This is a genomic window from Micromonospora deserti, from assembly GCF_003236335.1.
Classification (GTDB): domain Bacteria; phylum Actinomycetota; class Actinomycetes; order Mycobacteriales; family Micromonosporaceae; genus Micromonospora; species Micromonospora deserti.
This window is the reverse complement of the sequence record NZ_POUB01000183.1, coordinates 1-12,342: the sequence shown is the minus strand read 5'-3', so window position 1 is coordinate 12,342 and position 12,342 is coordinate 1. Positions and strand designations below refer to the sequence as shown.

The following is a 12,342-nucleotide window of genomic DNA, read 5'->3' as shown; positions in this document are numbered from 1 at the left end:
CACCGCCCCTGCGCACAGCCCCGCCGAGATCGACACGCTCGCCCTCGGTGACCTCGCCCCCGACCCCGGGTGGCGGCGTCCGGTGCTGCTCGACCGGGACCTGCTGGTGCTGACCACCGGCGGACACGGCAGCGCCGAGCTGGACTTCCGCGCCCTGCCCTGCCGGCCTGGGACGCTGCTGCGGGTCCGCGCCGGGCAGGTGCTGCGCTGCGGCGGCGCTCACCTGGACGCCACAGTGGTGCACTGGGACCCGGAGGCGCTGCGCGGGCTGGACGTCGACCCGGACGCCGTCCCGGCCTGGCTCCAGCTCGCCGGCGAGGACGAGGATGCGGTGATCAACGAGGTGACCCAGCTGGCGGTGGACTGCCAGCGGCACCGCGGGGTGGCCGCCGCCCGTGGCCTGCTCCGCCACCAACTCGCCGTGCTGCTGCTGCGGCTGGCCCTGCTGCCGGCGGGCGGCCGGCCGCCGCCGCGCGCCGACGCCGCCACCTTCCACCGGCTCTGCCGCGAGATCGAGCGCGGCTACCAGGACACCCGCCGGGTCGAGGACTACGCCGCCCGGCTGGGGTGCTCGGTGCGGACGCTGACCCGCGCCTGCCTGGCGGTTACCGGGCGCAGCGCCAAGCAGATGGTCGACGAGCGGGTCGCGTTGCAGGCCAGCCGGCTGCTGGCCGCCACCGACGAGCCGATTGCCCGGATCGGCCGCCGGCTCGGGTTCTCCGAGCCGACCAACTTCGGCCGGTTCTTCACCCGCGAGGTGGGGATGAGCCCGGGCGCGTTCCGCGCGGCCCGGGAGCTGCCGCCGCCCGGGCCGGTCGTCCGGCCCCGGCCACCCGCCGACGCGGCCGGACATGATGGCGGTGTGCAGATCTCCGCGCACGGCGAGTAGGCGGTATGACCGGCCGGCGCGTGCGTCGGGTGGCGGTGGGCCTGGGTGGGTCCGCTTGCGGCGGCGGTACGGCGGGTGGTCGACGAGGTGAGCCGGAGATAACCAGTGGCCGGCTGCCGCGAACGTGCGTAGGTTGACCGCTCTGCCCGACGCCTGGGAGCCGTGCTGATGCCTACACCTACCCTGCACACCGACCGCCTGCTGCTGGAGCCTTACCGCCCGGACGACGCCGAGGACTTCGTGGCCCTGTTCAGCGACCCGGAGGTGGGACGGTTCATGGGTGACGGGCCGCTGACGGCCGAGGAGGCCGGCGCGCTGTTCGGGCGGGTGTTCATTAGGGTGTACGCGGCCGACCTCTTCGACGTCTGGGCGGTGCGCCGGGACGGCCGGTACGTCGGGCACGCCGAGATCAAGCGGACCGACCAGGTCGACGGCCACGAGATCGTGTACGCGCTGGCGAAGCCCGCCTGGGGCGGCGGCCTCGGCACCGAGCTGGCCCGGGCCCTGGTCGGGTACGGCTTCGACACCCTCGACCTGCCCCGGGTGTACGCCACTGTCGCCGACGCCAACCACGCCTCCCTGGCGCTGCTGGCGAAGCTCGGCTTCGCCCACGAACGCGACATCACCGAGACCGACGGCAGCGTCACCCGCGTGCTCGCCGTCGACCGCACCCCCGCCCCGACCCACTGACCTGGCGCTGCCGCCACCTGTGGGTGCATCTGTTGTCGTTGGAGCGACAACAGATGCACCCACATCCCGGCGTACCGGCGCCACATCGACCGGACCTGCCCGAGCGGGGCACCGTCAATGGCGGATGGGGCGAGTTTCGCGAATCGACGTCGCGGGCATGTTCCGCTCGACAGGGCAGGGAATGGGAATGGAAGGGAGCCCCGGCGATGGGCCTGATGTTCCGTAAGCGCAAGACAATCGGCCCGATCATCCTCAACTTCACCGAGAACGGCTTCTCGTCCTGGAGCATCAGGATCGGTCGCTGGTCCTGGAACTCCCGGGCCAGGGCGCACCGGGTGGACCTGCCCGGCCCGCTCTCGTGGAAGCAGGACAAGTCCCGGGCGTGACGTCCCGAGGTCGGGCCGGTGCCGGTGCAACCGCCGGCACCCCACTCGGCGTTGCCGCCGGCCGGTGCACCGCCGGCACCCCACCGGCTTGCCGGCGGGCCCCCGGAACCACTGGCGTCGCGGCCCACGCACCGGCGCCGCTCGCCGTCGGCCGCGCGACCCGGTCAGGTGTCCGAACGGGAGATGAGCACGTCGCCGCCGAGCCGGCCGTGCTCTGGGTGGCGGGTCACCGCCCCGGAGTGCAGCAACCCGGTCAGCGCCCGGACGGCGTCGGCGGAACGGTACACGGTCGAGGTGAGGGCGTGCCGGCGCAGCTCGGTGACCGTACGTGGGCCGGTGCGGGCCAGCTCGGCCAGCAGTTCCCGGCGCAGCGGGCCGGGCTCGGGGTCGAGCGCGATGTCCAGCAGCCGGCCGGCCGGGTCGGCCGGGTCGCGGTAGCGGATTCCGGCGTACTCGTCGACCGCCCAGAGGGCTTCCTTGAACGACTCCAGGCTCTTGTCCGACCCGGTGGCGAACGCGAGTCGCCGCCCGGGGGAGCCGTCGGCCGGCACCAGTTCCACCTCGGTGACCAGCGGGAACCCGGCATCGGTCAGGACACCCCGGCCCGGGGCGTCCGCGACGGCGCAGAGCAGCACCTCGGCCGGGCGCCCGGTCGCGGCGGCGGCCAGCACGGCAGGGTCCGCTCCGGCCGGGTCGTCCACGAACGACAGCACCGGCGCGCCCGCGGCGCCGGCCGCCCGCAGCGCGACCGGAAGCCGGCCCGACCCGCCGGGCACCACGTGCACGGTCACCTCCCCCGGCAGCTCCGCCTCGGCCGCGCCGAGCCGGGCGGGCAGCTCCGGCGCTCCGTCGGCGAGCACCAGCACGGTCAGCTGCCGGCCGCGCAGCCGGTCGGCGTACTCGGTGACGACCCGAAGCGCGGCCTCGGCGGACGCGGGGGCACCGTCCGCGTACGCCAGGGCGACGGTGGCCCGGCGGGCGCGGTGCAGCGCGCCCGGCAACCAGGTTTCCAGGTGGCGCACCAGCAGCTCGCCCAGCACGGCGTGGATCGGGTCGGTCGACATCCTGCCGTTCTACCTCACGGCGGCCGGGCGGCCGTAGAAGAGCCCGGCCCGGCGACCCGGGCGCCGCAGGGAAGCCGGCCGGGGACCCGGGCGCCGCAGGGAAGCCGGCCCGGGCGGCGGGCGACCCGCCGCGCACTGTCAGGCCGGGACGGAGACGCCGATCCCGCCGCGGGTCTGGCCGCCGTAGCGCTGCCGCTCGGCGGCCAGGTCGAGCCGGCCGATCCGCTTGCGCGCGGCGATCGCGGCGTCGTCGAGCCGGTCGGCCGGGACGAGCCAGACCACCTCGAACTCCAGCCCGTCCGGGTCCTGGCCGTAGAGGCTCTTGGTGGTGCCGTGGTCGGAGCTCCCGCGCAGCGCGCTGGCGGCGGCCAGCCGTTCGGCGGTGGCGGCCAGTTCGTCGAGGGTGTCCACCTCCCAGGCGAGGTGGTAGAGGCCGACGGTGCCGCGCCCGGCGGCAGGACGACCGGCGCCCGGGCCCACCTCGAACAGGCCGAGGTCGTGGTCGTTGGTGGAGTCGGGCGCCTGCAGGAAGGCGGCCCCGGTGAAGCCGTCCGGGGTCATCGGGATCGGCCGGAAGCCGAGCACGTCGCGGTAGAAGGCGACGCTGCGGGCGAGGTCGCTGACGTAGAGGACCGCGTGGTTGAGTCGGTGGATTCCCATGTCACCGACGCTAGCGCGGTTTTGTTGAGCGTTCAACTAAATGGCGTATGATGGGCGCCATGACCCGCTGGCTGGACGAAGACGAGCAGCGCACCTGGCGGGCGTTTCTGGCCGCTTCCCGCGCGCTGATGGAGACGCTCGACCGCGAGCTGCAACGCGACGCCGGGATGCCGCACGCCTACTACGAGATCCTGGTGCGGCTCTCCGAGGCGCCACGGCGCCGGCTGCGGATGAGCGACCTGGCCGAGGCCTCCGGCTCCTCGCGCAGCCGGCTCTCCCACGCGGTGGCCCGACTGGAGGCGGCGGGCTGGGTGCGCCGTGAGGAGTGCCCGACCGACCGGCGCGGTCAGCTCGCGGTCCTCACCGACGGCGGCTTCGCCGCCCTCACCGCCGCCGCGCCCGGCCATGTCGAGGGAGTACGCCGGCACCTGTTCGACGCGCTCAGCCCGGCCCAGGTCGACCAGTTGCGCCGGATCAGCGACACCCTGGTCGACCACCTGACCGGATCCTGACCAATCCGCGCCGGTACGGGTCTTGTACTTACCGTCGTCGGATGAGCACGATGGGGCGTGCCTTCCGGCTTCGGTGAACTGACTGACCAGGCGCACCACCTGGTGTCCGCCGGCGACCTCGCCGGCGCCCAGCGGTTGCTCGCCGATGCGCTGACCGACGCCGACCCACGCCCGGCCAACGCCACGCCGGAGCTGGCCGAGGCCGCCAGCCTCCAGGCACGCGTCCTGGTCGCGCTCGGCGAGCCGCACTCCGCGCGCGGCTGGGCCGCCTTCGCGTACGCGGCCGCCACCCGGCTGCACGGCCGCTCGGACCAGCGCACCGTGGCCGCCGCGGCCACCCTGGCGGCGGTGCTGCACCGGGTCGGCAGCTGGTCCCGCGCGGCCCGGCTCTACCAGGAGGTCATCATCGAGCTGACCGCCCTGGACGGTCCGGAGTCGCTGCGGGTGCTCGCCGCCCACGCCGACCTGGCCACCGTGGAGTACGCCCGCGGCCAGTGCCAGGTGGCCCGCGACCGCCTCCAGGACGCCTGGGAGCTGCACCGCGAGGTCTACGGCGACGGGCACGCCAGCGGCATCAAGATGCTGGCCCGGCTCGGGGCGATGCAGCGCGACTGCGGGCAGTTCGCCGAGGCGCACGACAACCTGGCGCTGGCCCGGGAGTTGGCCCGGCAGCACCTGCCCGCTGACGATCCACTCGCGACGCAGGTGGCGGCGCTGGCCCGGGCGGCGGCCAACCCGGACCACGTCTGCGCCGACACCGCCCCGGTCGACCGGGACAGCCCGATCGTGCCGGCCGCACGCACCCCGCCTCCCGGCGACGCGTCGCCCGGGCCGGCGGCGTACCACCCCTCCCAGCCGGGCTACCAGCCGGCGGAGCCGGCCGGGTACGACCCGCCGGCCGGCCCGACGGTGCCGACGCCCCGGCAGCCGGCGGACGACCCGGCGCGACAGTGGTGGCCGCCCGAGCACGACGCCGACGAGCCCCCAGCGGGCGGGAGCGCCGTCCCGCCGTCGGTGCTGCCGCTGGCCGGCGGCACCGAGGAGGCCGACGGCGTGCACCGGGTGCCCCAGCACGCCGCGCCCGAGCAGCCGTACCAGCCGTCGCGGCTGCTGCCGGTGCCGGTGCACCACGCACCTGCCCGCCGCAACCGGCTGGTGCCGCTGGTGGTCGCCGGGGTGGTCGTGGTGCTGCTCGGCACCGCCGCGGTGATCGCCGGGGTGGCCCAGGTCGACGGCGGCGGTGACCCGGAGCCCGCGGCGACCGGCACCCCGGCCTCGTCACCGGCCGCCGGCGTCCCGCCGGGCGCCACGGCCACCCCCGGTGCCCCGGGCGGCGGGGCGGCCCCGCCCGGCAGCCCGCCCGGGGCGGTGACGCTGCGGGACAACCGGGACAACGTGGCGCTGCGCTGGACCTACCCGAGCGGCGGGGAGGGCCCGGTGGTGATCTCCGGCGGCCGGGCCGGCCAGGCCCAGACCGCCTTCGCCAACCTGCCCGCCGGTACCACCGATTTCGTCGTCTACGGCCTGAACCGCAGCACCGACTACTGCTTCACCGTGGCCGTGGTCTGGTCCACCGACACGGTGGCCCGGGCCGAGGAGGTCTGCACCCGCCGCCGTTGACCGGCGCGCGCGTAGCCCCTGGCCAGGGCCGGCCCGGGCGCGTAGCCCGTGGGCAGGCCGGCTGGCACGGCGTCGTCGCTGACGCCGGCCGCCGCGACAGCCGGCACCGGGCAGGTCTCGTGACAGCCGTGGTACTCGCCCCCTCCTCGGGCATGGCTCAGGGCCGCTCCGGGTCGGGCAGGGCCGGCAGCAGCAGGCGGACCTGCAGCCCGGCGCCGTCCTCGGCGTCGGTGAGCTCGACCGTGCCGCCGGCGCGGCGGACCAGCTCGCGCACGATGGCCAGCCCGAGACCAGCGCCGCCGGCGTCGCGCGCCCGGGCGTCATCCAGCCGGGTGAACCGGTCGAAGACCCGATCCCGGTCCGCGGCCGGGATGCCGGGCCCGTCGTCGGTCACCGTCACCAGGTGGTACGCCACAGTGCCGCCCGTCCCGGTCCGCCGCGCCGCACCGGTGCCGATCGCCGGGACGGGCCCCCGCCCGACGGCGCGGGTGGCCGGCGCGCCGGCGTCGTGCCGGCCGGCGCCTTCGGGGGCGGTGGCCGCGGCGGACAGGGTCACCTCGGTGCGGGCGTGCCGGACGGCGTTGTCGACCAGGTTGGTGAGGACCCGCCGCACCTCGTCCGGGTCCCCCACCGTCCACAGCGGCGTCGCCGGGGTGACCAGGCGCATCGGCGGCGACGGGTACCGGGCGGCCACCGACTCCAGCAGCGCCCCCAGCTCGACCGGCCCGGTGGCCCGGACCGGTGGGGCGTCGTCGAGCCGGGCCAGCAGCAGCAGGTCGTCCACCAGCCGGCTGAGCCGCTCGGTGTCGGCCAGCAGGTTCGCCGTCACCGTCGGCCAGTCGGTCCGGTCGGCCAACCGCTGCGCCACCTCCAGCTCGGTACGGATGTTGGTCAGCGGGCTACGCAGCTCGTGCGCGGCGTCGGCGACGAACGCGCGCTGCCGGTCCCGGGCCGACCGCAACCGCGCCAGCATGCCGTTGAGGGTGACCGCGAGCCGGTGGATCTCGTCGTGCGACGCCGGTACGGGCAGCCGCCCGCCGCCGTCCCGCCCGGTAATCTCCTCGGCGCCCCGGCGCAGCGCCTCGACCGGGCGCAGGGTCGCGCCGACCACCCGCCAGGCGACCGCGGCGAGCACGGCCACCAGCAGTGGGAAACTGATCAGCAGGATGGTCCGGACAAGGTCGGCGCTGTGCCGGGCGTCCGCCATCGAGCGGGCGACCAGCACGGTGAGCGGGTCGGCCGGGGTGCCGGCGGGCACCACCACCACCCGGACCGGCCCGGCCAGCCCGACCCGCTGCCCCGGCACCGTCAGCCGCTGCCGCACCCCGGGGTCGAGCCGCTCCGGGCGGACCATCGGCACCAGCCGGTCGGCGTCGATCGAGGCGGCCCGGACCCGTCCCTGCCCGTCGACCACCTGCACCCGGACCTGGCCACCGGCGACCGGCAGCGGGTCGGGCAGGGCGTCCTCGGCGGCCAGCAGCGCGACCGCGTCGGCGGTGCGGAACGCCTCGGTGTCGACGGCGCGTTGCAGCGCCCAATTAAGCGCGCCGAGCAGCACCAGCCCGCCGACGGCCAGTCCGACGGAGACGCCGGCCACCCCGATCAGCATCAACCGGCCGCGCAGCCCGAGCGCTGTGCGCCAGCGACGCCACCGCCGTCGCGGTGTGCTCACGTGGCCAGCCGGTAGCCGACGCCCCGCACGGTCTCCAGCCGCTCCCGGCCGATCTTGCGCCGCAGGTAGCCGACGTAGACCTCGACCGCGTTCGGGGCGGTCCGCACGCTGGCGTCCCAGACGTGGTCCAGCAGCTCCGTCTTGGAGACCACCTCGCCGGGCCGGCGCATCAGGTAGTCGAGCAGCGCGAACTCCCGGGCGGTCAGCGCGACCTCCCGGTCGGCGCGGGTCACCCGCCGCCGGGCGGGATCGAGTCGAAGGTCCCCCGCCGCGAGCACCGTCGGGCGCTCGGGGGCGCCGCGGCGCAGCAGCGCGCGGAGCCGGGCCAGCAGCACCACGTACGAGAAGGGCTTGGTGAGGTAGTCGTCGGCGCCGCAGTCCAGCCCGTCGGCCTGGTCGTACTCGCCGTCCTTGGCCGACAGCATGAGCACCGGCAGCCAGTGCTCCTCGGCGCGCAGCCGGCGAACCAACTCGTAGCCGGAAAGGCCGGGCAGCATCACGTCGAGGATCATCGCGTCGTAGTCGCCGTGCCGGGCCGCGTCCAGCCCGGCCGGGCCGGTCGCCGCCACGTCCACCGCGAACCCCTCGGCCTGCAGGCCCCGCTGCAGGGCGGACGCCAGCCGCGACTCGTCCTCCACCACCAGCAATCGCACGGGGTCAAGGGTGCCACCCCCGCGCCGGTGGTCCTACCATCATCCTCAGCACCCTCACAGCGTCGACCGGGCAGGATGGTTTCAGGAGGTGCCCACGATGTCCGTCCTGAAGAGCCGTCCCGTCCTGCGTTGGCTGGTCCCGGTGGCCGCCGTCACCACCGTCGTCGGTGGCGGTGCCGCCATCGGCACGTTCGCCGCCCAGGCCGAGCCGAGCCTGCCACCCCGTTCCGCCGCCCAGCTCCTGGTCGATCTGCAGACGTCCCGGCTGGAGGGGCTCTCCGGCACCGTCGTGCAGCGCGCCGACCTGGGCCTGCCGCCGCTGGCCGGCCTGGTCGCCGGCGACGACCTGACCGGCCTGCTGACCGGCACGCACACCCTGCGGGTCTGGCACTCCGGCCCGGACCGGCAGCGGATCGCGCTGCTGGACACCCTCGGCGAGCAGGACATCATCCGCAACGGCCGGGACGTGTGGACCTGGAGCAGCCGGACCAACACCGCCACCCACCGCACGCTGCCCGCCGGCGAGGGCGAGGCCGCCCCGGCGGAGCTGCCGGCCACGCCGCAGGAGGCGGCCGACCGGGCCCTCGCCGCGATCGACCCGAGCACCGAGGTGAGCGTCGGCCGGTCCGCGACGGTCGCCGGGCGGGACGCGTACGAGCTGGTGCTCGCGCCGCGCGATGCCGCCTCGCTGGTGCACCAGGTGCGGATCGCCATCGACGCGCGGGAACACGTGCCGCTGCGCTTCGAGGTCTTCGCCGACGGCAGCGATCAGCCAGCGTTCGAGATGGCCTTCACCCAGGTGTCCTACGCCCGCCCGGACGCCGACCAGTTCACCTTCAACCCGCCGCCCGGGGTGACGGTGACCGAGGAGCCCGCCGGGGAACGCCCGGCCGGCCCGCGCCGCCCGGAGGGCGAGCGGCCGCAGCTGCGTACGGTCGGCGAGGGCTGGGCCACGGTGGTGGTCGCGCGCCTCGACGGAGCCGGCGCACCCTCCGCCGGCGCCGGGCGCGCCCCGACCGGCGACGCGGCGACGCTGCTGGGCAGTCTGCCGGCGGTCAGCGGCGACTGGGGCAGCGGGCGGCTGCTCACCGGAAAGCTGTTCAGCGTACTGCTCACCGACGACGGCCGGCTGCTGGCCGGCGCGGTGACGCCGGAGCGGCTCTACCAGGTCGCCACGGGCTGAGGGTCACCCGGACCGGAGGGTCGGCACCGGGTCGGGGGTCCGCGTGGGCGGCCCCCGACCCGTTTCCTTGGCGGGCCGGTCGCCGTCGCCGGGCCGACGCTCAGGTGGCGAGGCCCAGCGCCACCGACCCGGCCACCGGTGCCAGGTACAGCAGCGGGAATGGGAGGTGCGAGTACCACCGCGCCCGGGCCACGGTGACGACGGCCCCGGTGAAGTAGAGCACCAGGCCGATCCCGGTCAGGACACCGACCACCGGCACGGCCAGGCCGGCCAGCAGACCCAGCGCGCCTACGGCCTTGGCCGCGCCGAGCCACGGCCACCAGCCACGGGGTACGTCGTAGTCGGTCAACGGCTGCACGACCCAGGTGGCGCGGAAGAAGACGGAGCCGGCCGAAAATCCCGCCATGGCGGCTCCCAACAGGGTGACGACGACGTAGGTGACGGACATCAGGCACGGTCCTCATCGCGGGGCCGCCGGTGCGGACGGGCGCCCGCGTTATGGGTTGTCACTGTCGTCACCCCGCGCGGGGCGTGGATGTGACCGGCGATCCGCCTGGGGCCGCACTTCGATCGCGGGCGAAGCCAGCGGCTGTGGCTGTGGCGTGGCGTGGCCTGGCGCGCTTGGTCCGGCGGGGCGGCGCGCGGTATCTTTCTCAGTTCAGGCAACAAAAAAGAACGGCTTAGATAGCCGTTCTGAGAACGATACTAACCAATTGGGAGACGGCTTGTCAAGGCACTCCGGCAATTCCGCTGAATTGCAGCCCGACGACGAGATCGGCCGCGAACAGGAGTACGTCTCGATGCTCTACCGGCGGCTGGACGGGCTGCGGGAGCAGGCGTCCCGGCGGCTGACCGAGGAGCTGCGCGCCACCGGCGGCACCCTGCAGGGCCGCTCCCAGCGCGACGGCGCGGTTCGGATGTACGCCGAACAGGTCGAACAGTTCTCCGCGGTGGAGAACGGCCTCTGCTTCGGTCGCCTGGACACCGACGACGGGGCGCGGCACTACATCGGCCGGATCGGCATCTTCGACACCAGCGGCGACTACGACCCGCTGCTGATGGACTGGCGGGCCCCGGCGGCCCGCGCCTTCTACCTCGCCACCGCCGCGAACCCGCAGGGCGTGAAGCGGCGCCGGCACCTGCGCACCCGGCAGCGGAAGGTCGTCGCGCTCAACGACGAGGTGCTCGACCTGGCCGCCGCCTCTCCCACCGGGCACGAGGAGCTGACCGGCGAGGCGTCGCTGCTCGCCGCGCTCAACGCCGGCCGCACGGGCCGGATGCGCGACATCGTGGAGACCATCCAGGCCGAGCAGGACCGGATCATCCGGGCCGACCTGCCGGGCGTACTGGTGGTGCAGGGCGGCCCGGGCACCGGCAAGACCGCCGTCGCGCTGCACCGGGCGGCGTACCTGCTCTACACCCACCGCCGGGAGCTCTCCAGCCGGGGCGTACTGCTGGTCGGGCCGAACGCCACGTTCCTGCGGTACATCTCCCAGGTGCTTCCCGCGCTGGCCGAGACCGGCGTGCTGCTGCGTACCCAGGCCGACCTCTTCCCCGGGGTCAGCGCCCGGCGCGCCGAGAGCGCCGAGGCCGCCGCGGTCAAGGGGCGCGCGGTGATGGCCGAGGTGCTGGCTGCCGCCGTCCGGGACCGGCAGTGGCTGCCCGCCGAGCCGCTGGAGATCGAACTGCCGCAGCGGGAGGTCCTCGTCCTCGACCCGGAGACCGTCCGGGCGGCCCGGGACCGGGCCCGCCGCTCCGGCCGGCCGCACAACCTGGCCCGCGCCGTGTTCGACATCGAGATCGTCCACGCGCTCGCCGGCCAGGTCGCCGAGCGCATCGGCGCGGACCCGCTGGGCGGGGAGAACCTGCTGGACGAGGCCGACATCGCCGAGATCCGCCGCGAGCTGCGCGAGGAGCCCGAGGTACGGGCGGCGCTGGACCAGCTCTGGCCGGTGCTCACCCCGCAACGCCTGCTCGCCGACCTGTACGCCTCGACCGACCGGATCGCCGCCGCGGCGGCGATGCTCACCGACGCCGAGCGGGCCCTGCTGCACCGGGAGCCGGGCGGCTGGACGCCGGCGGACGTGCCGCTGCTGGACGAGGCGGCCGAGCTGCTCGGCGAGGACGAGCGGGCCGCCGCCGCCCGGCGGGAGCGGATCCGCGCCCTGCAACGCGAGTACGCCGAGGGTGTGCTGGAGATCGCCCGGGGCTCCCGGTCGATCGACGTGGAAGACGAGGCCGACGGCGGTGAGATCCTCGGCGTCACCGACCTGCTCGACGCGGACCGGCTGCTGGAGCGGCAGGAGGAGGCGGACCGGCTGACCACCGCCCAGCGGGCCGCGGCCGACCGGACCTGGGCGTTCGGCCACGTGATCGTGGACGAGGCGCAGGAGCTGTCGCCGATGGCGTGGCGGCTGCTGATGCGCCGCTGCCCGAGCCGGTCGATGACCATCGTCGGCGACGTCGCGCAGACCGGCGCGCTGGCCGGAACCCCGTCCTGGGCGGCGGCGCTGGAGCCGTACGTGGCACAGCGCTGGCGGTTGGCGGAGCTGACGGTCAGCTACCGCACCCCCGCCGAGATCATGGCGATCGCCGCCGACGTACTGGCCCGGATCGACCCGGCACTGCGCCCGCCCCGCTCGGTGCGGGAGAGCGGCTCGACGCCGTGGGACTCAACCGTGCCGCCGCACCGGCTGGCGGCGGAGCTGGTCGGGGCGGCGGGCGCCGAGGCCGCGGGGCTGGCCGACGGTCGGCTCGGGGTGATCGTCCCGGCCGGCCGGGTCGACGACCTCGGCGCCGCCCTCACCGCCGCCCTACCCGAGGCGGCGGTCGGCGAGCATCCGGAGCTGGAGAGCCGGGTGGTGGTGCTGACCGTCGCCCAGGCCAAGGGTCTGGAGTTCGATTCCGTCCTGGTGGTCGACCCGGACGGCATCGTCGCGGAGTCCCCCCGCGGCCGCAGCGACCTCTACGTCGCCCTCACCCGCGCCACCCAACGCCTCGGCATCCTCCGCCC

The 12,342-nt window shown here is 75.5% G+C and carries 12 protein-coding genes; 7 read left to right on the top strand and 5 right to left on the bottom strand.

Going from position 1 to position 12,342, the window contains the following annotated elements; all coding sequences use genetic code 11:
- The first annotated feature begins 28 nt into the window (after positions 1 to 28).
- The 3 genes from C1I99_RS22205 to C1I99_RS22195 all read left to right on the top strand — a co-directional run bounded on the left by C1I99_RS22205 (position 29) and on the right by C1I99_RS22195 (position 1,965).
- Positions 29 to 889, top strand: coding sequence for a helix-turn-helix transcriptional regulator (locus tag C1I99_RS22205; RefSeq protein ID WP_111136149.1), 861 nt, complete (start codon positions 29 to 31; stop codon positions 887 to 889).
- 168 nt (positions 890 to 1,057) lie between these two features.
- Entirely contained in the window at positions 1,058 to 1,579 is a 522-nt protein-coding gene (locus C1I99_RS22200) for a GNAT family N-acetyltransferase (protein ID WP_111136148.1), read from the top strand.
- A gap of 206 nt (positions 1,580 to 1,785) precedes the next feature.
- A complete protein-coding gene (locus C1I99_RS22195; RefSeq protein ID WP_111136146.1) occupies positions 1,786 to 1,965 on the top strand; it encodes a DUF4236 domain-containing protein in 180 nt (59 codons plus the stop codon).
- Between the two features lie 164 nt (positions 1,966 to 2,129).
- Here the strand turns inward: C1I99_RS22195 and C1I99_RS22190 are convergent, their stop codons facing one another.
- Both C1I99_RS22190 and C1I99_RS22185 read right to left on the bottom strand, forming a co-directional pair.
- Positions 2,130 to 3,029, bottom strand: a complete 900-nt coding sequence (locus tag C1I99_RS22190; RefSeq protein WP_111136145.1) for a hypothetical protein — start codon at positions 3,027 to 3,029, stop codon at positions 2,130 to 2,132.
- A gap of 138 nt (positions 3,030 to 3,167) precedes the next feature.
- The gene (locus tag C1I99_RS22185; RefSeq protein WP_111136144.1) at positions 3,168 to 3,689 is read right to left on the bottom strand and encodes a VOC family protein; all 522 of its coding nucleotides are present in this window, start codon (positions 3,687 to 3,689) and stop codon (positions 3,168 to 3,170) included.
- 50 nt (positions 3,690 to 3,739) lie between these two features.
- Between C1I99_RS22185 and C1I99_RS22180 the strand changes: the two genes are divergently transcribed.
- Together C1I99_RS22180 and C1I99_RS22175 are read left to right on the top strand one after the other, a co-directional pair.
- Positions 3,740 to 4,201 (top strand): MarR family winged helix-turn-helix transcriptional regulator, encoded by a 462-nt coding sequence (locus C1I99_RS22180; protein ID WP_111136143.1) that lies wholly within the window; start codon positions 3,740 to 3,742, stop codon positions 4,199 to 4,201.
- A 57-nt stretch (positions 4,202 to 4,258) separates the two neighbouring features.
- Positions 4,259 to 5,821: a tetratricopeptide repeat protein gene (locus C1I99_RS22175; RefSeq protein WP_111136142.1), complete on the top strand. Its 1,563-nt coding sequence runs from the start codon at positions 4,259 to 4,261 to the stop codon at positions 5,819 to 5,821.
- Positions 5,822 to 5,978: 157 nt separating this feature from the next.
- Here C1I99_RS22175 and C1I99_RS22170 read toward each other — a convergent pair whose 3' ends face one another.
- Positions 5,979 to 7,493 carry a sensor histidine kinase gene (locus tag C1I99_RS22170; protein WP_146604019.1) on the bottom strand — a complete coding sequence of 505 codons (1,515 nt, stop codon included), beginning with the start codon at positions 7,491 to 7,493 and terminating at the stop codon, positions 5,979 to 5,981.
- Positions 7,490 to 8,146, bottom strand: a complete 657-nt coding sequence (locus C1I99_RS22165; RefSeq protein ID WP_111136140.1) for a response regulator transcription factor — start codon at positions 8,144 to 8,146, stop codon at positions 7,490 to 7,492. Before C1I99_RS22165 ends, C1I99_RS22170 begins: the two co-directional genes overlap by 4 nt.
- A gap of 97 nt (positions 8,147 to 8,243) precedes the next feature.
- Here C1I99_RS22165 and C1I99_RS22160 point away from each other — a divergent pair, with 97 nt between their 5' ends.
- Entirely contained in the window at positions 8,244 to 9,329 is a 1,086-nt protein-coding gene (locus C1I99_RS22160; RefSeq protein WP_111136139.1) for a LolA family protein, read from the top strand.
- 100 nt (positions 9,330 to 9,429) lie between these two features.
- Here the strand turns inward: C1I99_RS22160 and C1I99_RS22155 are convergent, their stop codons facing one another.
- On the bottom strand, positions 9,430 to 9,777 hold the full coding sequence (locus tag C1I99_RS22155) for a DoxX family protein (RefSeq protein WP_111136138.1): 348 nt from the start codon (positions 9,775 to 9,777) through the stop codon (positions 9,430 to 9,432).
- Between the two features lie 352 nt (positions 9,778 to 10,129).
- Here C1I99_RS22155 and C1I99_RS22150 point away from each other — a divergent pair.
- Positions 10,130 to 12,342: HelD family protein (locus tag C1I99_RS22150; RefSeq protein ID WP_199562341.1), on the top strand; the 2,213-nt coding region annotated here is incomplete at its 3' end.